The following is a 21,145-nucleotide window of genomic DNA, read 5'->3' as shown; positions in this document are numbered from 1 at the left end:
CGTACTTCAGTGCGGGCTTTGTGCCTTTTCCTCTATTTTTGATGCATACTCGTCTAAAATTTCATCAAGTTTGGTTTGTGCTTCTTCGAGCTCTTCAAACAGCTCTTCTACCTGGTTTTCCATTTCTGAGACTGTTTTTGAGAGTTCCATAAGTGTAGCGCTGTCACCAGCGTTTGAAGCCTCTATAAGCTCTTTATGTTTACATGTAAGGGTATCTTCAAGTTCCATAATTTTCTCTTCTAGTTTTTCGACTTTTTTCTTGAGTGGGGAAGCAAGTTTGTTTCGCTTCCGTATAAGTTCGGCACGCAGTTTTTTGTTTTCTTTGTGATTTGATTTTGGCGCTGTTTTGGTTTTTTCTTCCTGCTCTTCATCTTCCCAGCCGATTTTTTCTAAAAAGTCGTCATAGCCACCGTCAAAATACTCAGCGCCCTCTTTTGCAAAAATGATAAGTCGGTCACAAACACGGCGCAACAGCTCTTCGGAGTGGGTAACGATGATGCTTGAGCCTTCAAAGGCATTGATGGCATTTGTAAGGGCTTCGATACTTTGCATATCGAGGTGATTTGTCGGTTCATCCAAAAGTAAAAGATTGACATCTTTGGCAATTATCTGCCCAAGCATTACGCGGCTTTTTTCTCCGCCTGAAAGCAGTGAGATTTTTTTCTCGGCACTCTCACCGCTAAAGAGCATCGCCCCGCAGATACTTCTTACTTTTGCTTCACTGAGTTTGGCATTGGCATTGTAGATTTCATCCATGACGGTATTTTCAGGATTTAAGTGGGCAATGTTCGTCTGTCCAAAGTGGGCAGATTCAGTTGCAGCGTTACATGTAACCTCCCCGCTGTTTTGTTTGAGCTCTCCTGCAATGGTGTTTAACAGGGTTGATTTTCCTTTGCCGTTTTTCCCGATGATGCCGAGTGTTTCGCCTTTTGCAAGTGTGAAGCTGATATCTTTAAAAAGTATTTTGTCCGCTGTGTAGCCAAAACTTAAGTTTTTGACATCAAGCAATACTTTGGCAGGCGTATCTTTGTAGTTAAACTTAAAGGCAAGTGAGGCATCTGTGTTTAAGTCTTCAAGCCTCTGCATTTTTTGCAGCTGTTTTACTTTGGACTGTGCCAAAGAAGCGGTAGATGCCCGGGCTTTGTTTTTGGCTATGAACTCTTCAAGCTCTTTGACTTTTTTGTCCTGCGAGACTTTTTGTTTTTGGTGCAGTTCATCATCACTTGCAAGTTGGGCATAAAATTTGTGTGTATTGCCTTCGACAAGTTTGAGTTTTTTTCGTACTATGCCTGCGGTATGTGTGCAAACACCGTCCATAAAGTTTCTGTCATGGGTAATGAGAATGACCTCCCCGTCAAAACTTCTTAAAAACGATTTTAGCCAGCGGAGCGAGACAATATCGAGGTAGTTTGTCGGTTCATCAAGCAGTAAAAGATTTGGTTCGGTTACTAAAAGTTTTGCGAGATTGATGCGTATCTGGTAACCACCCGAGAAAGAGAGCGGGTCTTTGTCCAAATCATCCGCACTGAATCCCAGTCCGAAAAGGATTTTTTCCACTCTGTAGGTATCATACTGCATCTCTTGGCTCAGTGCCAGTGCCGCTTCTTCTTTGAGTGTTTTTTCACTGAAGCTCAAATGTTGTTTGAGTATGCCGATACGGTAGTTTTTCGGAAGAATGATTTCACCCTCATCGGCATCTTCTTCACCGGTAATTATTTTAAAAAGTGTTGATTTTCCACTGCCGTTGCGCCCGACAAGTCCGAGTCGGTTCCCTGCATTGAGCTTGAGGTTCAGGTTTGTAAAAAGTTCCTGTGTTGTAAAAGATTTTGAAATATTTGTTAGTTGAATCATATAGTACCTTTTTGTCTATTAAATTTTTACATAGTTTGTGCTATAATTGAGAAAAACAGCTCAAGGAGGACGATGTGAAGGTTGCTCAGTATACATTTCAATCACCTTATCCGAGCCCTGTTCAGGTTGGAAGACTGGATCCAAATTCACTCAAAGATTCTTCTTCCTCTCAAAATGACACCTCTTCACTGCTCAAGTCCAGTAATGAAACTTTAAAGCGGGCAGAGGTGTTTGAGACATCTTTGAAAAGTGACGTTAAGCCGAGTGTCTCCCCGTCAGGTTCATTGGATCTTTACGCATAAAAGAGCTATAAAACAGTTTGTAGCTCTTTGTGCATCCACTCCCATTTTCCATATCCGCTGTCGGTATTTATATGGCCTGCATTCTTGAGTATTTTCATCTTTACATGTAACCGTTGTTGCAGTTTATATGCCTCATCCAGACTCATATAGGGGTCGTTTGTAGAGGCTACAAGAAGAGTCTCTTTTGCATAGAGTTGATCGGGCGCCGATACCGGAAAAAATTCACTGAGTTCTTCTATGTTACATGTAAGGCTCGGTGGGGCAACCAGGTAAAGTTTTTCAATCTGAGGTATCTTTTGTGTGTTGCAGGCATGAAACCACAAGGTATTTGCCAAAGAATGACAGATAACAATGTCAGGTTTGAAATCGGCAAGAGCAGCTTCAAGTTCCTGCATCCAGACATCCAGTTTAGGCGCATCAAAGTTTGAGAATTTTAAAAAATTGACACAGCCGTAATCTTTTGCTATTTCACCCGCGAGCCAGCTCTGCCAGTGCGGATAATCGCTTCCTCCCCAGCCGTGTAACAGCAATACTTTTTTACTCATAACTATTCTACCAGTTTTGCAAAATTTTTCAGTGTCAAAAGGCGCAGGTTTTGTCCCTTTAAGGCTTTAAGTTCGCTGGAAAAGCCTTTTTTGGCCACAATGACATATATATCCGCATCAATACCCGCTTTTTTGGCAAGCTCCTGCAGGCGTGTCAGTTCACTTTTTTTGACTTTCGCATTGGTGTATTTTGTACTGCCGAGAATTGTTTTTCCTGATTGTGTTTTGGCAAAGATGTCAAATTCTGCATTCTTGTCCCAGTAGCTTGAAATCTCTACCAAAGGATCCTCTTTTGCAAAGTTTTCTTTGAGCAGTTCATGCGAGAGTTGGGTAAAGATGAGGTTACTAAACTCTGCTTCTCTGTTTTGCCAGCGTTTTTTCACCTCTGTGTAGTCACCGTCACGAATACCTTTAAAAAGCGGCGAGACAAAAGCAAACCAAAAACGTAAAAACGGTGTTGTGAAGTAGAGTTTGTTATCAATTTTTTCATTATTGCTCCACGAGGTAAACTCTTTTTTCGGTTTTTCAACGCGGATGATACCTCTCTCTACAAGTTCACTAACGGCGTTGTCTCCGACTTCTTTTTCAAGTTTTGCACGTTTATAACTAGAGTGTGTTTTGCCGTCGCCCATGGCAACAGCACTCAGTAGCGCATGATACAGCGGGGCCCCGCCGGTAATGTCACTGACATCGTTTCGGATGTAGTGATAGTCTTTGAGTATGAGTTTTTCTATAAGCTCATACGAAGGCTTTGATGTATCTATCTCGCCCCAGCCTACACCACCGAAGATAGCAAATTTTTCTACCAAATCTTCAAAATTTTTTGTAGGGTGTTCTTTGTAAAATATTTTGAACTCTTCTTTGAGTGTTGTATCGTTTGAAATCAAAAGTAATGCCTTTTTTTTATGTTTAGGGTTTTTAGAAGTGCCCTTAATGTAAAATTATACACTAAAGATGATATTACACAAATACTACACACTTGCAATGTATAATTTTTTCAACGTAATAATTGTACTATAATTTATGCTACAATTGTTCTAACTTAAAACATCAAAGGATAACAATATGAACAAATTAAATCTTACAGCCTTACTTTTAGGCGCGGCTCTTTTTACAGGACTCGGCGCAGTTTCACTCAGTGCAGGCGATATGAAATGCGGCGCAGGGAAATGTGGATCTTCAATGGACAAGCCAATGAAAAAAGAGGGTGACTCCAAGTGTGGTGCCGGCATGAAAAAAGCGGGCATGAAATGTGGTGCTGCCATGAAAGAGATGAAAGAAAAGAAAGAGATGAAAGAAAAGAAAGCAGGTGCTATGAAGTGTGGCAAAGGAAAATGCGGCGCTAACTAGTTTTTTTATTACATGTAAATGGGCATAAGGCTCATTTACTTCAATTCCCCTCCTCTAATACCATTAAGTTAAGCATTTATTTGGAACCGGCACTTTCTATGCTAAAGCATAAGCTGTGAGAAAAACTAAATTTTTTTCTGCAGTGCCGGCTGAGAGTGGCAAGACTATTGCAACAGCCGGCACTGAAGTACCGGTTCCGAGAAAGCATTAAGTTAAGCATTTATTTGGAACCCGTACTTCAGTGCGGGCCTGTTACCCCTGTATCTGTAATTTGTCAGTACAGTTTGATTCTGCACACTTACTACACACAAAAGCAGTAAAATTTTTGATACAACTTAAGGAGTTTGTTATGAATCTTAAAAAAATATATCTTGAATTTTCACGCTTAGGTGAATATCTGCAACCGTTGAGTCTGCTTTTTGCAAGGCTCTTGGTAGCATACGGTTTTTATGAACCGGCAATGATGAAATGGAATGATATGAAGTCTGTTGCAGAGTGGTTTGGCTCAATGGGTATTCCTTTCCCGGTATTAAATGCCTACATGGCTGCCAGTACGGAAATAACAGGAGTCGTGTTGTTGACATTAGGATTTTTTACGAGACTGATTTCTATTCCTCTGATTATCATAATGATTGTAGCCATAGTCACTGTACATCTGCATAATGGCTTTGCAGCAGGTGATAACGGTTTTGAAATTCCACTCTATTATATGGCATTTTTATTTATTTTCTTATCTTTTGGTGCAGGAAAATTTTCATTGGACAGACTTGTTTTTGGAGAAAAAAATTAAACAATGGAAGCATTATTTAGATTTACTCATGAAATAGGAGAAATCCAATTTCCAATATTGATGTTTATGTTTAAGGCAATAACTATTCTTTTTATTGTGACTTCTATAGTTTTGTTTATTTATGACAGGTATATTCAACGGGAAAACCAGTTGCTGATTAACTATCCTTTAATCGGTCGTATGCGGTATCTCTTTTATGCCCTTCGTGACCCGATGCGCCAGTATTTCGGTGATGAGAAATTTTACGAATCTTTTGACAAGGTCAAATGGGTGTATGATTCGGCTGAACGCAAATCCGCTTATGCCTCTTTTTCTCCCGGTCAACCGCAAAAGAGTGCAAGACTTGGTATAAAAAATGCAAACTGTGTGCTCAATACACAGGATGTCAGCGATGATTTTTCTACAACTTTTGGAGAAGGTTCTCCCAAGCCTTTTACAACAAGGTCTATTCTCGGGCGGAGTGCCATGAGTGACGGGGCTATCTCTCCTGAGGGAACACGTGCCTTTACCAAAGGCGCATATCTTGGAAAGTTTCCTATAAATACAGGAGAAGGAAGTCTGACTTCAAACTTTTTTTATACCCATAAATATACAAGAGAGTGTAAATTTTTTCAAACTCAAGAGGGAACTTTTTTTGCAAAAAATGTGTATAGAATTGTAAAATTTTTCATCAATTCGGCAACTGCACAAAAGGTATATAAACATATGGTTGTGACTACTCCTGCTCCTGACAGTTATCTTTTTGATAAAAAAGAACTGGTTTTTTACCGAGTGAACTGGGATGCGCCTATGAGCACTTTTCCTTCACAGGTGCCTGATGATATGCCTGATATTATTTTTCAGATGGGAAGCGGACTCTACGGTGTGCGGGACAAAGAAGGAAATTTCTGTGAAGAGCGTTACCAAAAGACAATGCGCTTTTGTAAAATGACAGAGATTAAAATGGCACAGGGGGCAAAGCAGACAGGCGGAAAACTGCTTGCATCTAAGGTGAGCGAAGAGATTGCCTATTATCGCGGGGTAGAAGCACACAAAAATCTTTTCAGTCCAAACCAGTTTCCTTTTGCACACAGTATAGAAGAGCTTTTTGATTTTACAGGCAGGCTCAAAGCCTTGTCTGAAAAACCGGTAGGCATCAAGCTTGTGATTTCATCCCAGGAGAATTTTACAGAGTATGCAAATCTTATCCAACAGCGTCTTGATACCGGTTCAAATGCCTATCCTGATTTTATTACCATAGACGGTGGAGACGGAGGAAGCGGTGCTGCACCACTGGAGATGATGATGAGTGTCGGCATGAATATTGCAAAGGCGCTTTATATAGCAGATAGCGAATTAAGAAGAGTAGGCGTACGACAAAAAGTCAAACTCATTGCAAGCGAAAAAGTACTGACACCAGATGATGCTGTTGTACTGTTCGGTTTGGGCGCGGACTATGTCGCCATAGCAAGAGCTTTTATGATGAGTGCCGGATGTATACGGGCGCGGGAATGTTCTGGTGCCCATGGTCGTGCCTGTCCTGTCGGTCTGGCAACACAGGACAAACAAAAAAGAGCCTCCTTTTTGATAGAGAAAAAAGCAAAAAACATTGCATCATATCATGAACAGTTGCTTTTTGGAATACGAAACCTGCTCGCTGTGATGGGTTTACACCATATAAAACAACTTGAAAAAGAGAATCTTATTTTCAGAGACAACAGTGGAAAAACATATATGGATGTTGAACGTTATTTTGAAGAAATGCTGATAAATTAAAAAGCTTGTTACACAATTATTACACACTTTTTGAGTATAATAGTTGTACTAATTAAAAAGCAGGAGGCTATGATGTGTATTCCTCACAGTGGTGCAGGTACAGTTTCGCAAACTTTTGTCAAAGAGAAAAAGCCTAAAAAACATATACAAAAACCTTCAAAAGAGATGCTTGAAAAAGGGGATCCTGATTTTGTGGATGAGCGGACATCCTCTTATAAACCAAAAAAGAAAGGTTCGTTTTTTGATGACCTTTTCTCGTAGAAAATTTTTACAGGCGAGTTTTCTTTGTGGTGCCGTTTTTTTAATGGACGGATGCACTCTTTTTGGCGTGACAACACCTTTGCAAACCTTCAGCCTTTTACACAAAGACCTCTTCCCTCAGGCACAGCATTTAGGGATACAAACTGCTCCGTATATGCAAAAAATATTTCATCACAACCGCATAAGCGATGCAGATAAAACTTTTTTAAAAAACGGTGTGAAATGGCTCAATGAAGAAGCTGTGCAAAGTTATAAAAAAGAGTACACAAAGCTTTCGCCAATGCAAAGAGAAAGTATTCTTGAGCATATAACACAAACAGAGTGGGGAGAGAGTTTTGTCTATGAGGTGATGAACTATATGTTTGAAGCAATGCTCGGTGACCCTGTATATGGCGGAAACAACAAAGAAGCCGGCTGGCAATGGCTCAATTTCAAAGGCGGACAACCCAGACCGCAAAAGGCTTACATGTAATGGATAAGAGCAATGGTTGATGTATGTATAATAGGCAGTGGAGCAGGTGGCTCACCTGTAGCTTATGAACTTGCAAATGCCGGATTTAGCGTTGTTGTTTTGGAAAAAGGGCAAAATTATACTGAAAAAGATTTTAACAAAGATGAAATAGCTGTCACACGACGTGATATGTTTACCCCTCCTTTAAATGAACAAAAGCACATTATAAACGAGTATAGGGCAGACGGAACATTTACCCGTTATGACGGGGAAGAATCAGGCTGGAGTTTTTGGAACGGTTCTTTAGTCGGCGGTTCGTCAAACCTGATGAGCGGTTATTTTCACAGACTCAAGCCCAATGATTTTCAGCTAAAAAGTGTCTATGGCGAAATTGAAGGGGCGAATGTTGTTGACTGGCCGATTAGCTATGAAGAGTTGGAACCTTACTATGACAAGGTCGAAAAAGTTGTGGGTGTGAGTGGCAAGATAGTCCAACATAAACATCTTGAACCCCGCTCAAGTGCAGATTTTCCTTATCCTGAGCTGCAGACAAACGGTGTCACAAAATGGTTTGACCTTACATGTAAAGACTTGGGCTATGAAGCGATTCCCACGCCCCGAGCGATATTATCACAAAATGCTCTTGGGCGTAATGCCTGTTACTACTCCAATTTTTGCGGGAGCTATGGCTGTGCGAGTGGAGCAAAGGGAAGCGGTCGTGCTGCCTTGTTGCAAAAATGCAAGGCAAAAATCATTACCGATGCCTTTGTCTACAGACTTCAAAGTGATGAGAAAAAAGTAACACGGGCATACTACTATACAAAAAACGGTATCAGACACTCTGTGCAGGCAAAAATCTTTGTCGTAGCGGCACAGGCGATTGAGACCTCACGACTCTTGCTTAATTCTAAAAACGAGCATTTTCCAAACGGTTTGGCAAACTCCAGCGGGGAAGTCGGGAAAAATCTCATTTTTTCGGCAGGCGGCAGCGGCAGTGGACGCTTTGTTTTTGAAAAACTGACACCACAGCAGCAAAAAGAGCTGATGGAAGTCGGTGTTTTTTTTAACCGTTCATTACAAGACTGGTATGATTTTGAAGCGAATGGGGAGCAGCAAAAAGGCGGAACCATTGACTTCCTTTTTGAACATCAAAATATCATTTCACGTGTGATGCGCGAAGTCTATGATGAAAACGGGAAGCTTTTGTGGGGTGAAAAACTCAAAGACAAACTGCACAAACGGCTGACAACTTCACGAGTGCTGACTTTTGAAGTCTTTAATGACTGGTTGCCGACTGATAAATGTTTTGTGGGTGTGGATGAGAAGGCCAAAGACAAATACGGTGTACCGGTAGGGGTCATAAATCTCTACGGACATCCCAAGGATTTGGAAGTAGGCGAATATCTGGCACAAAAAGCAGTGAAAGTTTTACAGCGACTCGGTTGTGAAGAGATTGACTACTCCATCTCCTCTGCACCGCCTCCCAATCTGGTTGCCGGCGGATGCAGGTTTGGTAATGATGCAAAAACATCCGTGTTGGATAAAAACTGCAAAGCGCATGATTTAGAAAATCTGTATGTTTCGGATGCTTCATTTATGCCTACAGGCGGGAGTGTTCCTTATACCTGGACGATTTATGCAAACTCTTTTCGTGTGGCGGATGTTATTAAAGAAGCGTTAAAAAAGGAGAAGTCATGATAGTTTCTATCGTATTTGCGGCAGGGTGTTTTTGGGGTGTTGAGAAACATTTTGAACATATGCAGGGGGTTATCAGTGCCGAGTCCGGGTATGCAGGCGGAAATTATCCCAACCCGACCTATGAAAAGGTACTGAAAAACCGTTACACCAAAGAGGGCAAAAAAATCATCAACTACACCGAATCGGTTAAAGTCGTTTATGACAATTCTAAAACAGATGCAAAAACACTGATAAAATCTTTTTGGGAACTGCATGATCCGACACAGGCAAACGGGCAGGGCAACGACATTGGCAATAATTACAGAAGTGCCATTTTTTACACAACGCCCAGACAGGAAAAAATTGCTCATGAGACAGAAGAAGCGTACCAAAAACTCTTAAGACAAAAGGGCTTGGGCACGATACAGACAGAGATAAAACCGCTCAAGCATTTTTATACGGCAGAGGCATATCATCAGGATTATCTGCAAAAACATCCCAACGGCTACTGCCCAAATCATGCCACAGGGGTGAAGTTTCAAAAAGAACAGACAAAGCAGAAGGAGATAACACCCTTGGACGGCAAAGAGATTTTAGTGATAAAAAGTCCGAATTTTTGCCCCTATTGCGAAAAATTTGATAAAGAAGTGGCACAAAAATACAAAGGGAGCGTGCCGATGCGGACGGTGACAGCAAACAGCCTCAAAGGCTTTGATATACAAACAAAACTTTATGCAACTCCGACAATCCTTTTTGTACAAGACGGCAAAGAAATGAGGAGCCATGTCGGTTTTATGAATGAAAAAGAGTTTTACAAGGCACTCGGAGATTTTAAACTCACAAAAGATTCTGAGAGTTACAAGGTGGCATTTAACCAAGGAACAGATAACCGTTTTTGCAAGCAGTATGATATATTTAACCATACACCTGATGGCGTATTTGTAGACAAACTCAGCGGTGAAGTGCTGTTTGACACACAAGACAGGTTTAACTCAGGAACCGGATGGCTCAGTTTTTACAAGGCGGTTGACGGTGCAACAATACAAAAAGAAGACAACAGTTTTGGTATGAAACGCATTGAAATTATTGCGAAAAAAAGCGGTATTCATCTCGGGCATGTTTTTCCTCTGCCCGATGGACGCAAGCGGTTTTGTATCAATGCTTCGGTGCTTGAATTTATACCAAGAAAGTAGTTTGTTATATTTTTAAGAAACATTGGCGTATAATCGTTACATGTAGATTACATGTAAAGGATTGGTGATGGCAACAGTAAGATCGTACGGTGCAACAAAAGAGGTGACTGGTTCGTGCCATGTCCTCAAAATCGGTGGCGTGAAAATCATGATAGACTGTGGGATGTTTCAAGGTGAAGATGAGGAGAAAAACGAAGAGGCCTTTTATTTTGAACCCTCGAGTATAGATTATCTTTTGGTGACACATGCCCATCTTGATCATATCGGACGGATTCCCAAACTGGTCAAAGAGGGTTTTAAGGGAAAAATTTATGCCACTGCCGCCACAATGGATCTGGCAGAGATTATTTTGATGGACAGTGCGAAAATAATGAGTGAAGATTTTCAAACAAAGTACAGAAAAGCACTGCGTAAAGGAAGAGAAAAAAAACTCTCAAAACCACTCTACCAGCCTTTGGATGTGGAAAAAACATTTCAAAGTATAGAGTGGGTCAATCCTGAATATGACAAATATTATGATTTATGTGAAGGTGTGAGTTTTGTCTACCGTAATGCAGGGCATATCTTAGGTTCCGCTTTTATCGAACTCTCTTATATGGACAAGAGTGATTCGCATACTGTTGTATTTTCAGGTGACATCGGAAATGATAACGGACTTGTGATGCCAAATTTAAACAAATGCGACAAAACACAAAGTCTGTATGTTGAAACAACCTATGGAGACAGAGACCATCAGCCGATTGATGCAACAATCAAAGAGTTTAAAAAGGTTATTGTAAAAACTCTCAATAACCGCGGAAATGTGCTTATACCGTCATTTGCGGTGGAACGTACGCAGGAGTTACTGTGTATTTTAAGAGAGATGCATGAAAGTGGGGAACTGCCTAAATGTAAAGTATTTTTGGATTCTCCCATGGCAACACGGGCAACAGCCGTGTATCGAAAATATGTGGATGAATTGACAAACAAATGTCAAAAAAATGTGCAAGAAGACGGAACAGTGTTTAATTTTGATTCGCTTGTCTATACCGAAACACCTGAAGCTTCAAAAAGCATCAATGATATAAAAAGTCGTGCTATCATCATTGCCGGAGCAGGAATGTGCAACGGCGGACGCATTACACACCATTTTAAACACAGAATCTGGGACAAACGCAATGCCGTGATTTTTGTAGGCTTTCAGGCTGAGGGAACCCTGGGACGCGAAATTGTTGAAGGTGCAAAATGGATAAATGTTTTGGGAGAAGATATTGTTGTCAAGGCGTCTATTCATACAATTAACGGATTTTCCGCCCATGCGGACAGAGACGGAATCTTAGAGTGGATCTCGAGTATGCAAGATTTGAAAAAAGTCTTCCTGGTGCATGGAGAACTCAAGAGTCAAAAAGCTTTTAAAAAAATGCTCAATAAAAAGCTGCATCTGGATGCGCATATCGTCTCTTTTAAAGAAAAGGTGGTTATAGACTAAGCACTATTTCATAGAACCGCCACATTTGCCTGCACCGCATTTCATTGTGGGTTTTGGCTGTGGCATGGCTGTACCGCATTTTCCTTCTCCGCATTTGAGTGTCATAATGTGTGTTTTGGGATCTCTTACACAATCATACATTTTTTTCGTACTTTTTGCATTTTTTACACAGTCTTGACGCGGGTCATCTTGTCTCATCTGTGCTAAAATATTTTTCTTTTTTTTGACAAGTGCCGCACTGCCGTCAAACATATTTGCGCCACATTTCCCGGAGCCGCATTTCATTCCCGGCGCCGAAGATTTGGCAACTTTTTTCTCATCGCTGCAGGCACTTATGAAGAGTACAAAAGTGATGAGCGTCAGTAAAACAATTTTCATTATACCTCCTGATTACAGTTTTACATTTTTTAAACGCAGTGCGTTTGCTATAACAGAAACAGAGCTGAAGCTCATTGCGGCTGCGGCAATAATAGGGGAGAGCACAATCCCAAAGAACGGATAGAGTACACCTGCCGCAATCGGAACGCCGGCGCTGTTGTAAACAAAAGCAAAAAAGAGATTTTGTCTAATGTTTTGCATCGTGGCACGAGAGAGTCTCAGAACTTTTACAATACCGAGTAAATCTCCTTTGATAAGAGTAACTCCCGCACTCTCAATAGCGACATCTGTTCCTGTTCCCATGGCAATACCGACATCTGCCTGTGCCAGTGCCGGAGCATCATTGATGCCGTCACCGGCCATTGCAACACGTGCTCCACTACTTTGGAGTTCTTTGATGACATCGGCTTTGCCGTCAGGCAGAACATTGGCATACACTTTTGAAATACCGAGTTTTTTAGCCACTGCATTGGCGGTAAATTCATTGTCGCCACTGAGCATGACAACTGTTATACCCTCTTTTTCCAATGTATGTACAGCTTCAACAGAAGTCTCTTTTATAGGATCTTCTATCGCAATTATTGCACAATATTTATCATCTATCGCCATAAAAATAATGCCTTTTGCATCATTGCGCATGGCATCTGCTTTTGCCTGTACCTCTTCTATGGAAATATTTTCTTCCTGTAAAAGTTTTTCACTGCCCAAAATTATCTTTTTACCGTCAATTTTGGCAATGACTCCTTTGCCGGGTACCGCTTCAAAATTGTCTACATTGATAAGTGAAATATTGAGCTCTTTTGCATAGTCTATAACAGACTGTGCAAGAGGATGCTCACTTGCCCGCTCCAGTGAAGCAGCATATTTGACAAGTTCTTTTGTATCATAGCCAGAAGCTGTGAGAAAATCAGTCACTTTTGGTTTTCCAAGAGTAAGTGTTCCGGTTTTATCTACGACCAGAGTGTCTATTTTTTCCATCGTCTCGAGTGTTTTTGCGTCTTTGATCAGGATGCCTGAGAGTGCTGCACGACCGGTAGCCACCATTATCGAGATTGGTGTAGCAAGGCCGAGGGCACACGGGCAGGCAATAATCAGTACAGAAACTGCAGCGACAACGGCATAAGCGAGTTGCGGAGACGGTCCCCAGATATACCAGCCTATAAAAGCTAGCACTGCAGAAATGACAACTGCAGGTACAAAATAACTTGACACGGTATCGGCAAGCTGCTGAATCGGTGCGCGGGAGCGTTGGGCCTGGGCTACCATTTGCACAATCTGGGCCAGCATAGTGTCAGAGCCTACTTTTGTCGCCTGCATCACCAAGGTTCCGTTTTTATTGATGGTAGCACCTATGAGTGTATCGCCTACCGTTTTTTGGACAAGTACAGGCTCTCCTGTTATCATAGATTCGTCAATATTGCTCTGTCCCTCGATAACCACACCGTCAACAGGAATTTTTTCTCCCGGTTTGACTCGGAGCTTGTCTCCTGCATGTACAAGTTCGAGATTGACTTCCTCTTCATTGCCCGCTTCATCTATAATTTTGTGTGCTTTTTTTGGAGCAAGGTTAAGCAGGGTTTTGATGGCTGTGTTTGTTTTGCTTCTTGCCCGCAGTTCCAACACCTGACCCAAAAGAACAAGGGTTGTAATAACGGCTGCTGCCTCAAAGTAAACAGGTACGACACCTTCTGCTGTGTGCATAAGCGGTGGAAAAATTTCAGGAAAAAAGAGAGCCACGACACTGTAAAGATAGGCGGCTCCGACGCCCATGGAGATGAGCGTAAACATATTTAAATTCCATGTTTTTACCGACTGATAGCCTTTGACATAAAAAGGCCAGCCACCCCAAAGTACAACAGGCGTTGCCAAAACAAATTCAATCCACTGTACTAATTGTGCACTCAGCCAGGAGGGAATATACTGCGGAGTAATGTCATGAACCATAGCCAGTGCAAATAACGGAATTGATAAAACCGTGCTTATCAAAAAGCGGCGGCTCATGTCATCGAGTTCTTCGTTTTTCTCTTCAGCCTGCACTGTTATAGGTTCAAGATGCATCCCACAGATAGGACAGTCTCCCGGTTCATCACGGATAATTTCAGGGTGCATGGGACAAGTGTATTGTGTTTTTATTGTCGGCAGTGCTTCAACCTCTTTTTCAAGAGTCATGCCACATTTTGGACAGTTCCCCGGATGGTCCTGATGAATCTCGGGGTGCATAGGACAGGTATAAAATACATTGCCTATTTCACAGGAATCATCTATACAGTAAATATTTTCTTCTTCTGTGTTTTCTTCTGTTTTCTTTTCACTCATAATACACCTCCAAATCAGTGTTTTAACAGCTCTTTTTTTCGCTTGTACTCTTCTTCGTCTATTTCGCCGTTTGCATATTTTCTGTCTAAAATATCTCGTGCTGATTCTCTGTCACTGTTGTTATTGTTGTTAATAAAATAAAAAAGCGCGAAAATCAAAAGCAGTGGTATTATCCATCCCAAACCCATTGTAAACCCCCATCCTGTCATTGCATGATCAAACATAATTGACTCCTTTAAAGAGTATCCATAAGCGTACGCAGATTGTTAAATATTTCGCCCATATGTTGTTTGAAATCATCATCTACATCTACTGCATTGAGTATATCTTCTATACCGATTGTTGCTAAAACTGTCACTCCGTTTTGTTCGTATACTGATATCCGGCAGGGAAGATACACGGAAATATCAGGGATGGCATTGAGTGCCATATTTGCAGCCGGTGGATTGCAGAGTTCATATACAGTAATTGGAGTGTCAAGCTCAAATCCTTTGTTGTGCAGAATATTCTGAAAATCATAAGACCCCAATACACCAAAACCTAATGCTTTTGCTTTGTCTTGAATCTCTGCTTTGACTGTTTCAAGAGGAGTGCTTGTTTGTGTTTTGTAAATCATCTTCTATCCTTTTAAAATTTATTTTAGAAAAGTATAGTAAGAGTTTGTGGTGAATTTGTGAGTTTCGTAAAAGATGTCATGCTATGGAGGAGAAAAGTCTATAGCATGACAGAAAAAAGGAAGTGTTAGAAAACAGCACGTAATGTAAAGTATATCTCATTGCGTTTTTGAGAATTTTGATTAAAGACATAATCAAACTGACATTGCACATTTTCTTTGTAAAAATATTTGACAGCCAGAAGTTGTGCATTGTCTGTAGAGTTTGTATTTGCACCGTTGTCTGCCGCCCTGTAGCCTGCTGAGAACATAAGAATATGCGCGATAGGCGCTATTTCACCCATAATGGTAGCTGCTTTTACTTTGTTTGGTGTCTGTGCAAAAATACTACCTTGTTTTGCCTGGGCATAGGTGAGAAAAACACTCACCGGAAGTGTGTCAACGGATCCCATAGCCTGAAAGTTCAGTGCAAACTTGTCTGTTTTATCTTCTATTTTTGGCAAAGATGTATTGGCATCATCTCTTGAGGCTGTTCCCCACCAGAGTTGTCCACTCATCCCAAGATCCCAGTTGCCGACCTGCGGTGTAAAAGCAAGCGAAGCGTAATGTGCGGGTGTAACACCTGAGACGGTACCGACAGTCGGCACATAGGCAGAGTAAACACCATACCATAAATCACTTGCAATATAAAAGCCGATACCTTCTGCAGCAGCTTCTTCTCCTGCATTATTGACAATGTAAGACTGCGCAGATGTGACAGAAACAGCTTCAAGTGTCTGACCGTTTGCCTTGGAACCGGTTGCCAGTGTGTCATAAGAAGCGGCTGCTCCAAATTCACTTGTTCGATAAAAAACGGTTCCGAGTGTATAGTTTGGAAGTTCATATACAACAGGCACTACCAAAGTAGCGAGTTGAAATACAGGATCATTCCCGTCTTCTGATTCGTAACCGATTTCGGTAAATACACCAATATTGTTGGCAACACGCCCCGCTATCATAAAGCCAAGAGCCTGTGGAAACTGAATTTGGGCTGCTTCGGCAGGATCTTCCCCTTGAACATACCCGATTTTAACATTCAAAGAGAGGTTGAGTGTGTCTGTCAGTGAGAGAAATTTCCCGTTTTGGTCATCATAAATAGACTTTTGTGCACCGACCATTGTGTAGCCGCTTGCCTTAAAGCTTCGTCCGAAACGATTGAGCGCAGGAAATCCGTTTTGTGAATGGCAGGCATTACACGAGATTCCCATCTGCCTTGCAAATGCCGGAATAGCATAAGCATTTGTTACAAAAGTGACGAGACTGATACCGAGTAAAAAGAACATTTTTAACATAATATACCCCTTATTCTTAAGTTTTAAAATTAGTTTTGAAACACAAAACGATACTTAAGATATTGATACGGTATCAAAGAAGTGTGATGAGTTTGTGAGGAGATTTATGTAAGCTGTAAAAAGCTTACATAATTGAGAAGAGAATTAAAACCAAAATCGCAAACCAAAAGTTGCATAGGCTTCATTAAGCGGAGAGTAGGTATTTGTTGTACCGAAGTTTTTTGCCCATTCAATGCCGACATAGGGAGCGAACTGTCTTGTGAATTCATATCGAAGTCTTGCGCCGAGAGTAAGGTTTGAGATGCCTGAACCGTAACCCATAGTCGGGGCATCTTTTGAATAGGCATCGAGCGTAAATTTTGGTGTGAGGATGAGTCTTTGGGTAATGAGTGCTTCATATTCCATGTCAATTCTCAGACCAATATTACCATCGTCACTAAAAAGTACAGCTGCCCGTGTTTCAAAAAAGTAAGGAGCCAGTCCCGAGAGGGCAAGAACGCCCCATGTTTTGTTGTTTGATCCTGCTATATCATAACTGATACCGGCCTGCACATCCCAAAAAGGGGCAATGGCACGGGAGTAGAGGAGTTGATTTTCACTGCTTGCATCGCCACTGCTGGGTTTTTCTCCCTCACTGTAGAAATAGAGTTTGTTGAGGTCATAGCCAATGTATCCATAGGTGTCCCAGTAAAGATTTTTTTCGCTGTTTGTCTGGTACTCCAGGTTGTCGGCGGTAAAAGTGGCACGCAGGGTATCACCACCGCCTCCTGCAAAAGATAGTGTTGTCAAAGTAGCTAAAAGTGTTAATTTTGTTAGTATATTTTTCATCATCATTTCCTTATGCAACCACGACTTTTCTAAACATATCTGTCATGTGATAGAGTAAGTGGCAGTGGTACGCCCATGCACCTTTTGCATCCACGGTGACACGAAAGCTTATTTTGGAACCGGGCTGTGAGATAATAGTGTGTTTGCGTACCAAATGATTTTCATCACCGGTTTCAAGATCACTCCATAAACCATGCAGATGCATTGGATGGTTCATCATAGTGTCATTTATGTAAGTGATACGCAGACGTTCGCCGTAATGAAACTCCAAAGGTGCAGCTTCGTGATAAGGAATACCGTTGATAGACCACATGTAACGCTCCATATTTCCGGTAAGATGCAAAACTATCTCTCTGTCTGGGTATCTGTCTTCTTTTGTAGAACGCAAAGAGCGTAAATCTGCATATGTTAAGACTTTTCTACCATTATTTCTGAGTCCGACACCCGGGTCATCGAGTCTGTACTGAGGGTTCATAGCCCGCATTGTTGTACCGACACCCCATCGTATAGGCAGTTTTGTAAGAGGAATGGGCTTTTTTAAAGATGACATAGAGTCTCTCTTGGACATATCCATGCTTTTCATCTGTGTCATATCTTTGCTCATGCCCATATCGAGCATTGTGAGTGCCTGCGGCGGATCCATCTGTGGCACTTCTGCCAATATATCTGCATCCGTTGAGAGGTTGCCAAGTGCATAGCCTTTTCTTGCTATACTTTGCGCAAAAATGGCATAGGCCTTGTCATCTTCGGGCTCGACTATGACATCATAGGTTTCAGCAACACCTATGCGAAACTCATCAACATCTACGGGCTGTATATTGTTCCCATCTGCTGCAACAACCTTCATTTTGAGCCCTGGAATGCGAACATCAAAAAATGTCATTGCGGCAGCATTGATAAATCGGAGTCGTACCTTGTCGCCATTTTGAAAAAGTGCCCTAAAGCGTGTTGCCGGATTTTGCCCGTTCATCAAAAAAGTATAGGTATAGGCTGTTACATCGGAAAGATCTCTGTCTGACATACGCATTTTATTCCACATTTGACGTGCTTTGAAAGCTTCAAGGAATCCTTTGTCTTTGACTTCCAAAAAGAAATCGCCGACAGTTCTTCTGTTGAAATTATAATAATCAGGAAAAAGTTTCAGTTTTCGGTAAATAGCTGCGGGTTTTTCATCTGAATAATCGGATAAAAGGACAACATAGTCTTTGTCGTATTCATACGGATCTTTCTTTTTTGGTTCAATGACAATGGCTCCGTAAACACCTGTCTGTTCCTGGAAAGCAGAATGGGAATGATACCAGAATGTTCCGCTTTGATTGACTGTAAAAGTATATGTAAATGTCTCTCCCGGCGCGATACCCTCATAGCTGATTCCCGGAACACCGTCCATCTGGTAAGGCAAAATTATGCCGTGCCAGTGAATAGAGGCGGATTCCTGCAAGTTATTGGTTACATGTAAGGTAACGGTATCGCCCTCGCGCCATTTAAGTGTCGGACCCTGCAGCATGGCATTAACTGCTGTGGCATATGAGGGTTCTCCTGTTACATTGACAAGGGTTTTGTCTATAGTCAGATGAAAAACCGTTCCCGAGAGTTCTTCGGTCTTTTTACGTTTTTTAACTGTGTCAGTTGAAGCGTTGAGGTTTATCCCGTAAAGCATTGCGCCTGAAGCGACAACGCCTTTGATAAAAGTTCTTCTTGATAAAGAGTGTTTATTGTGTTTCATAGAAATGCCTTTTATTTTATTTGTTATTCTGCATTTAAATCAAGTACATCAAACAGTTCTTGTGCACCTTCATAACCATAATGTATCGTATCTGTCTGTGGCGTTCCATCACTGTCAATAAGTAAAAATGCAGGATATCCGAAAACACCATACTTCTCTTTGATTGCCAGTGTCTCTTTGTTGCTTTTATCAGACAAGTCAACGACGAGAGCAATATATTTATTATTGAGAATTTCAATAATTTTTGGATCTTTGAATGTTGTTTCATCGAGTTTTTTGCAAACCTTGCAATATTTTGAATGAAAATAGACAAATACAGGCTTGTCGGTTTGTTTTGCCAGCGCTAATTTTGCATCCATTGCTTTGAGATTTGGTACTTCTGTAAAAAGAGAAGGTGTTTTTGTAACGGCCTGCACACTTGATGTTGATGGTTGCACAGCGTTGCTTTTGAGTGGCATATATATGTTGTCATGCCCCATAGAAGCCCCTGTTAAGCTGATAGTTCCCCAAACAAGACACAGTATTGCCAGAGTTCTTACAAACCTCTGCCATAGTGTAAAGGAGTCATCTGCTGTTGAATAGGGATATATAAATGCGCCGATTACTATAAAATAAACGCCCCACAGATACAAAGCAGAAAAGAGTTCAAGCTCGGAAAATATACTCACAGCAACACCTAAAAGGAGAATACCGAAAAAGTACTTCACATAATCCATCCATGCGCCTGCTTTTGGAATCAAATATCCGGCACCCAGACCAACGAGTAACAACGGAACACCCATACCAAGGGAGAGTGCAAACATCATCTCTGCTCCCAACACAGGATTTGCCTGGGCAATGGCAACACTTAAAAATGAGATAATGACAGGAGAGACACAGGCTCCTAAAATAAGCGCTGAGAGTAATCCAAGTAAAAAAACGGCAAAAAAAGTACCGCCTTTAATATTCCTGGTTTGGTTGTCAAGTTTGGATTGAATAAAAGAGGGCATTTGCAGGTTGAAAAAACCAAACATGGAAAGTGCCAGCAGAAAAAAGATAAAGCTCATAATACCAATCGCCCAGATATTTTGAAAATAAGACTGTAGCTGTTCCCCTGTAGCCCCGGCAAGAGCACCCATAAGTGTATATGTCAGTGCTGTCCCAAGAACATAAGCAACAGAGAGAAGAAAACCGTTTTTCTTTGTAAGCTTTTCACCCTGACCGGCTATGATGCTTGAGAGAATCGGAATCATAGGCAGTACACAGGGAGTAAAGGTAAGCAGTAATCCGGCTCCAAATGCTCCGAGTAACAAGCCCATAAGCGTGTGTGTTTGGAGACTTTCTGCAGCTCCAAACAACGGAATTGTTGCTAAGAGCAGAAAAAGTAAAATAATCTTTTTTCTCATCTTTTTTGCCTTTTAAAAGTTCAGTGTTGTTTTTACACGAGACCTTTTTCCTGTTTTTGGTGTGATAAATATATGCAACTGCCATGTTCCGCTCATTGCAAGGTTGAGTGTTGCTTTGTATTTTCCGTTACCGAGGTTTTCTGCATTTGCTTTTGAGCTCATAGCAGGCATACCGGGCATTGCAGGCATAAAGGCTTTGAGTGCTACTTTTGCATCATCTACAAGCTTGCCGTTTTTTTTGATAGTGACGATAAGTGTGTTGGAACCGGTAGTAAGCGGTTTGTCTGCGGTGATATGTACCGCTGTTGTTCTGAATTTTGCATCTTTACTGAATGCGGCTGCATGAGTCAGTGTTGCACCGAGGAGAAGTGCGAAAAAGATTTTTGCCAAAGTTTTCATAAGAAACTCCTTTTTGTTTTGTTAGGAGAAGTATATAATCTTTTTGTGGTGTGTTTGTGTAGAAAAGCAATTTAAATTGACAAGTATATTAGAATATGCTAATGTACTGTTTAAGGAACAGAAAATGAAAGATGAAAACAGTTGTTGCAGAATCAGTGTTGACAGTACTTTAATAGAAGATGCAAAAGCATGCTTAGAGAAAAATGAAGGAGAACTGTTGATACAGGCAAAGATTTTTTCTCTGCTTGGAAATGATGTACGGTTGAAAATTATACGCCTCTTTTTGGAGTTTGAACGCATGTGTGTTTGTGATTTGGCAGATATTTTGGCAATGAAGCAGTCTCCAATCTCTCAGCATTTACGAAAGCTTAAAGATGGCGGACTGCTGCTCAACAAACGCGAAGGAATGACAATTTTTTACTTTATTAACCCTAGACAAGAAGAGAGACTTGAACGTCTCATAAAAGGATAAATCATGGCAGCTATGAAGTAAATGGTGTTCTCTCTGCAGAAGCCTCAACACCAA

22 protein-coding genes are annotated in these 21,145 nt (G+C 41.2%); 10 read left to right on the top strand and 12 right to left on the bottom strand.

Annotated features, from left to right (window positions below):
- Positions 1–6: 6 nt before the first annotated feature.
- Positions 7–1,851 (bottom strand): ABC-F family ATP-binding cassette domain-containing protein, encoded by a 1,845-nt coding sequence (locus tag LCX93_RS12080; RefSeq protein WP_226066503.1) that lies wholly within the window; start codon positions 1,849–1,851, stop codon positions 7–9.
- A 74-nt stretch (positions 1,852–1,925) separates the two neighbouring features.
- Between LCX93_RS12080 and LCX93_RS12075 the strand changes: the two genes are divergently transcribed.
- Positions 1,926–2,153 (top strand): hypothetical protein, encoded by a 228-nt coding sequence (locus LCX93_RS12075; RefSeq protein ID WP_193150708.1) that lies wholly within the window; start codon positions 1,926–1,928, stop codon positions 2,151–2,153.
- 5 nt (positions 2,154–2,158) lie between these two features.
- Here the strand turns inward: LCX93_RS12075 and LCX93_RS12070 are convergent, their stop codons facing one another.
- Together LCX93_RS12070 and LCX93_RS12065 are read right to left on the bottom strand one after the other, a co-directional pair.
- Positions 2,159–2,698, bottom strand: a complete 540-nt coding sequence (locus LCX93_RS12070; protein ID WP_226066502.1) for an RBBP9/YdeN family alpha/beta hydrolase — start codon at positions 2,696–2,698, stop codon at positions 2,159–2,161.
- A gap of 2 nt (positions 2,699–2,700) precedes the next feature.
- Complete coding sequence (locus LCX93_RS12065) at positions 2,701–3,585, bottom strand: DUF234 domain-containing protein (RefSeq protein WP_226066501.1); 885 nt, start codon at positions 3,583–3,585, stop codon at positions 2,701–2,703.
- Between the two features lie 178 nt (positions 3,586–3,763).
- Between LCX93_RS12065 and LCX93_RS12060 the strand changes: the two genes are divergently transcribed.
- The 8 genes from LCX93_RS12060 (at position 3,764) to LCX93_RS12025 (ending at position 11,643) form a co-directional block, all read left to right on the top strand.
- Positions 3,764–4,048 (top strand): hypothetical protein, encoded by a 285-nt coding sequence (locus tag LCX93_RS12060; protein WP_226066500.1) that lies wholly within the window; start codon positions 3,764–3,766, stop codon positions 4,046–4,048.
- 349 nt (positions 4,049–4,397) lie between these two features.
- On the top strand, positions 4,398–4,838 hold the full coding sequence (locus LCX93_RS12055; RefSeq protein ID WP_193150704.1) for an HvfX family Cu-binding RiPP maturation protein: 441 nt from the start codon (positions 4,398–4,400) through the stop codon (positions 4,836–4,838).
- 3 nt (positions 4,839–4,841) lie between these two features.
- Positions 4,842–6,593: an FMN-binding glutamate synthase family protein gene (locus LCX93_RS12050; protein ID WP_226066499.1), complete on the top strand. Its 1,752-nt coding sequence runs from the start codon at positions 4,842–4,844 to the stop codon at positions 6,591–6,593.
- A 69-nt stretch (positions 6,594–6,662) separates the two neighbouring features.
- Positions 6,663–6,854, top strand: a complete 192-nt coding sequence (locus LCX93_RS12045) for a hypothetical protein (protein WP_226066498.1) — start codon at positions 6,663–6,665, stop codon at positions 6,852–6,854.
- The gene (locus LCX93_RS12040) at positions 6,838–7,326 is read left to right on the top strand and encodes a gluconate 2-dehydrogenase subunit 3 family protein (RefSeq protein ID WP_226066497.1); all 489 of its coding nucleotides are present in this window, start codon (positions 6,838–6,840) and stop codon (positions 7,324–7,326) included. The genes LCX93_RS12045 and LCX93_RS12040 overlap by 17 nt, the downstream gene beginning before the upstream one ends.
- Before the next feature lie 12 nt (positions 7,327–7,338).
- Positions 7,339–9,003: a GMC family oxidoreductase gene (locus LCX93_RS12035; protein ID WP_226066496.1), complete on the top strand. Its 1,665-nt coding sequence runs from the start codon at positions 7,339–7,341 to the stop codon at positions 9,001–9,003.
- A complete protein-coding gene (gene msrA, locus LCX93_RS12030) occupies positions 9,000–10,175 on the top strand; it encodes a peptide-methionine (S)-S-oxide reductase MsrA (RefSeq protein ID WP_226066495.1) in 1,176 nt (391 codons plus the stop codon). The genes LCX93_RS12035 and msrA overlap by 4 nt, the downstream gene beginning before the upstream one ends.
- Positions 10,176–10,242: 67 nt before the next feature.
- Complete coding sequence (locus LCX93_RS12025) at positions 10,243–11,643, top strand: MBL fold metallo-hydrolase RNA specificity domain-containing protein (protein ID WP_226066494.1); 1,401 nt, start codon at positions 10,243–10,245, stop codon at positions 11,641–11,643.
- Between the two features lie 3 nt (positions 11,644–11,646).
- On the opposite strand, the gene LCX93_RS12020 is transcribed toward LCX93_RS12025, so the two are convergent.
- The 9 genes from LCX93_RS12020 to LCX93_RS11980 all read right to left on the bottom strand — a co-directional run bounded on the left by LCX93_RS12020 (position 11,647) and on the right by LCX93_RS11980 (position 20,619).
- Positions 11,647–12,021, bottom strand: coding sequence for an HvfA family oxazolone/thioamide-modified RiPP metallophore (locus LCX93_RS12020; RefSeq protein ID WP_226066493.1), 375 nt, complete (start codon positions 12,019–12,021; stop codon positions 11,647–11,649).
- A gap of 12 nt (positions 12,022–12,033) precedes the next feature.
- Positions 12,034–14,337: a copper-transporting P-type ATPase gene (locus tag LCX93_RS12015; protein ID WP_226066492.1), complete on the bottom strand. Its 2,304-nt coding sequence runs from the start codon at positions 14,335–14,337 to the stop codon at positions 12,034–12,036.
- Positions 14,338–14,351: 14 nt separating this feature from the next.
- Positions 14,352–14,561, bottom strand: coding sequence for an SHOCT domain-containing protein (locus LCX93_RS12010; protein WP_193150693.1), 210 nt, complete (start codon positions 14,559–14,561; stop codon positions 14,352–14,354).
- Positions 14,562–14,572: 11 nt separating this feature from the next.
- A complete protein-coding gene (locus tag LCX93_RS12005) occupies positions 14,573–14,953 on the bottom strand; it encodes a DUF302 domain-containing protein (protein WP_226066491.1) in 381 nt (126 codons plus the stop codon).
- Positions 14,954–15,078: 125 nt separating this feature from the next.
- Entirely contained in the window at positions 15,079–16,281 is a 1,203-nt protein-coding gene (locus LCX93_RS12000; RefSeq protein WP_226066490.1) for a hypothetical protein, read from the bottom strand.
- A gap of 144 nt (positions 16,282–16,425) precedes the next feature.
- Positions 16,426–17,109 (bottom strand): copper resistance protein B, encoded by a 684-nt coding sequence (locus tag LCX93_RS11995; RefSeq protein ID WP_226066489.1) that lies wholly within the window; start codon positions 17,107–17,109, stop codon positions 16,426–16,428.
- 10 nt (positions 17,110–17,119) lie between these two features.
- The gene (locus tag LCX93_RS11990) at positions 17,120–18,835 is read right to left on the bottom strand and encodes a copper resistance system multicopper oxidase (protein WP_226066488.1); all 1,716 of its coding nucleotides are present in this window, start codon (positions 18,833–18,835) and stop codon (positions 17,120–17,122) included.
- 23 nt (positions 18,836–18,858) lie between these two features.
- Positions 18,859–20,220 (bottom strand): protein-disulfide reductase DsbD family protein, encoded by a 1,362-nt coding sequence (locus LCX93_RS11985; protein WP_226066487.1) that lies wholly within the window; start codon positions 20,218–20,220, stop codon positions 18,859–18,861.
- 12 nt (positions 20,221–20,232) lie between these two features.
- Positions 20,233–20,619 (bottom strand): FixH family protein, encoded by a 387-nt coding sequence (locus LCX93_RS11980; RefSeq protein WP_226066486.1) that lies wholly within the window; start codon positions 20,617–20,619, stop codon positions 20,233–20,235.
- Positions 20,620–20,743: 124 nt separating this feature from the next.
- Between LCX93_RS11980 and LCX93_RS11975 the strand changes: the two genes are divergently transcribed.
- Complete coding sequence (locus LCX93_RS11975) at positions 20,744–21,091, top strand: ArsR/SmtB family transcription factor (protein WP_226066485.1); 348 nt, start codon at positions 20,744–20,746, stop codon at positions 21,089–21,091.
- The last annotated feature ends 54 nt before the right edge of the window (positions 21,092–21,145 follow it).

It is taken from the genome of Sulfurimonas sp. SWIR-19, from assembly GCF_020410885.1.
GTDB classification, from domain to species: domain Bacteria; phylum Campylobacterota; class Campylobacteria; order Campylobacterales; family Sulfurimonadaceae; genus Sulfurimonas; species Sulfurimonas sediminis.
The sequence above is the reverse complement of the archived record's forward strand: the minus strand, read 5'-3'. Positions and strand labels throughout refer to the sequence as shown.

Coding starts and splice junctions, on each gene's coding strand:
- LCX93_RS12025 (WP_226066494.1), top strand. CDS start 10,243: ATGGCAACAGTAAGATCGTACGGTGCAACAAAAGAGGTGACTGGTTCG.
- msrA (WP_226066495.1), top strand. CDS start 9,000: ATGATAGTTTCTATCGTATTTGCGGCAGGGTGTTTTTGGGGTGTTGAG.
- LCX93_RS12035 (WP_226066496.1), top strand. CDS start 7,339: ATGGTTGATGTATGTATAATAGGCAGTGGAGCAGGTGGCTCACCTGTA.
- LCX93_RS12000 (WP_226066490.1), bottom strand. CDS start 16,281: ATGTTAAAAATGTTCTTTTTACTCGGTATCAGTCTCGTCACTTTTGTA.
- LCX93_RS11990 (WP_226066488.1), bottom strand. CDS start 18,835: ATGAAACACAATAAACACTCTTTATCAAGAAGAACTTTTATCAAAGGC.
- LCX93_RS12005 (WP_226066491.1), bottom strand. CDS start 14,953: ATGATTTACAAAACACAAACAAGCACTCCTCTTGAAACAGTCAAAGCA.
- LCX93_RS11985 (WP_226066487.1), bottom strand. CDS start 20,220: ATGAGAAAAAAGATTATTTTACTTTTTCTGCTCTTAGCAACAATTCCG.
- LCX93_RS12045 (WP_226066498.1), top strand. CDS start 6,663: ATGATGTGTATTCCTCACAGTGGTGCAGGTACAGTTTCGCAAACTTTT.
- LCX93_RS12080 (WP_226066503.1), bottom strand. CDS start 1,851: ATGATTCAACTAACAAATATTTCAAAATCTTTTACAACACAGGAACTT.
- LCX93_RS11995 (WP_226066489.1), bottom strand. CDS start 17,109: ATGAAAAATATACTAACAAAATTAACACTTTTAGCTACTTTGACAACA.
- LCX93_RS12055 (WP_193150704.1), top strand. CDS start 4,398: ATGAATCTTAAAAAAATATATCTTGAATTTTCACGCTTAGGTGAATAT.
- LCX93_RS12060 (WP_226066500.1), top strand. CDS start 3,764: ATGAACAAATTAAATCTTACAGCCTTACTTTTAGGCGCGGCTCTTTTT.
- LCX93_RS11980 (WP_226066486.1), bottom strand. CDS start 20,619: ATGAAAACTTTGGCAAAAATCTTTTTCGCACTTCTCCTCGGTGCAACA.
- LCX93_RS12010 (WP_193150693.1), bottom strand. CDS start 14,561: ATGTTTGATCATGCAATGACAGGATGGGGGTTTACAATGGGTTTGGGA.
- LCX93_RS11975 (WP_226066485.1), top strand. CDS start 20,744: ATGAAAGATGAAAACAGTTGTTGCAGAATCAGTGTTGACAGTACTTTA.
- LCX93_RS12040 (WP_226066497.1), top strand. CDS start 6,838: ATGACCTTTTCTCGTAGAAAATTTTTACAGGCGAGTTTTCTTTGTGGT.
- LCX93_RS12015 (WP_226066492.1), bottom strand. CDS start 14,337: ATGAGTGAAAAGAAAACAGAAGAAAACACAGAAGAAGAAAATATTTAC.
- LCX93_RS12050 (WP_226066499.1), top strand. CDS start 4,842: ATGGAAGCATTATTTAGATTTACTCATGAAATAGGAGAAATCCAATTT.
- LCX93_RS12020 (WP_226066493.1), bottom strand. CDS start 12,021: ATGAAAATTGTTTTACTGACGCTCATCACTTTTGTACTCTTCATAAGT.
- LCX93_RS12070 (WP_226066502.1), bottom strand. CDS start 2,698: ATGAGTAAAAAAGTATTGCTGTTACACGGCTGGGGAGGAAGCGATTAT.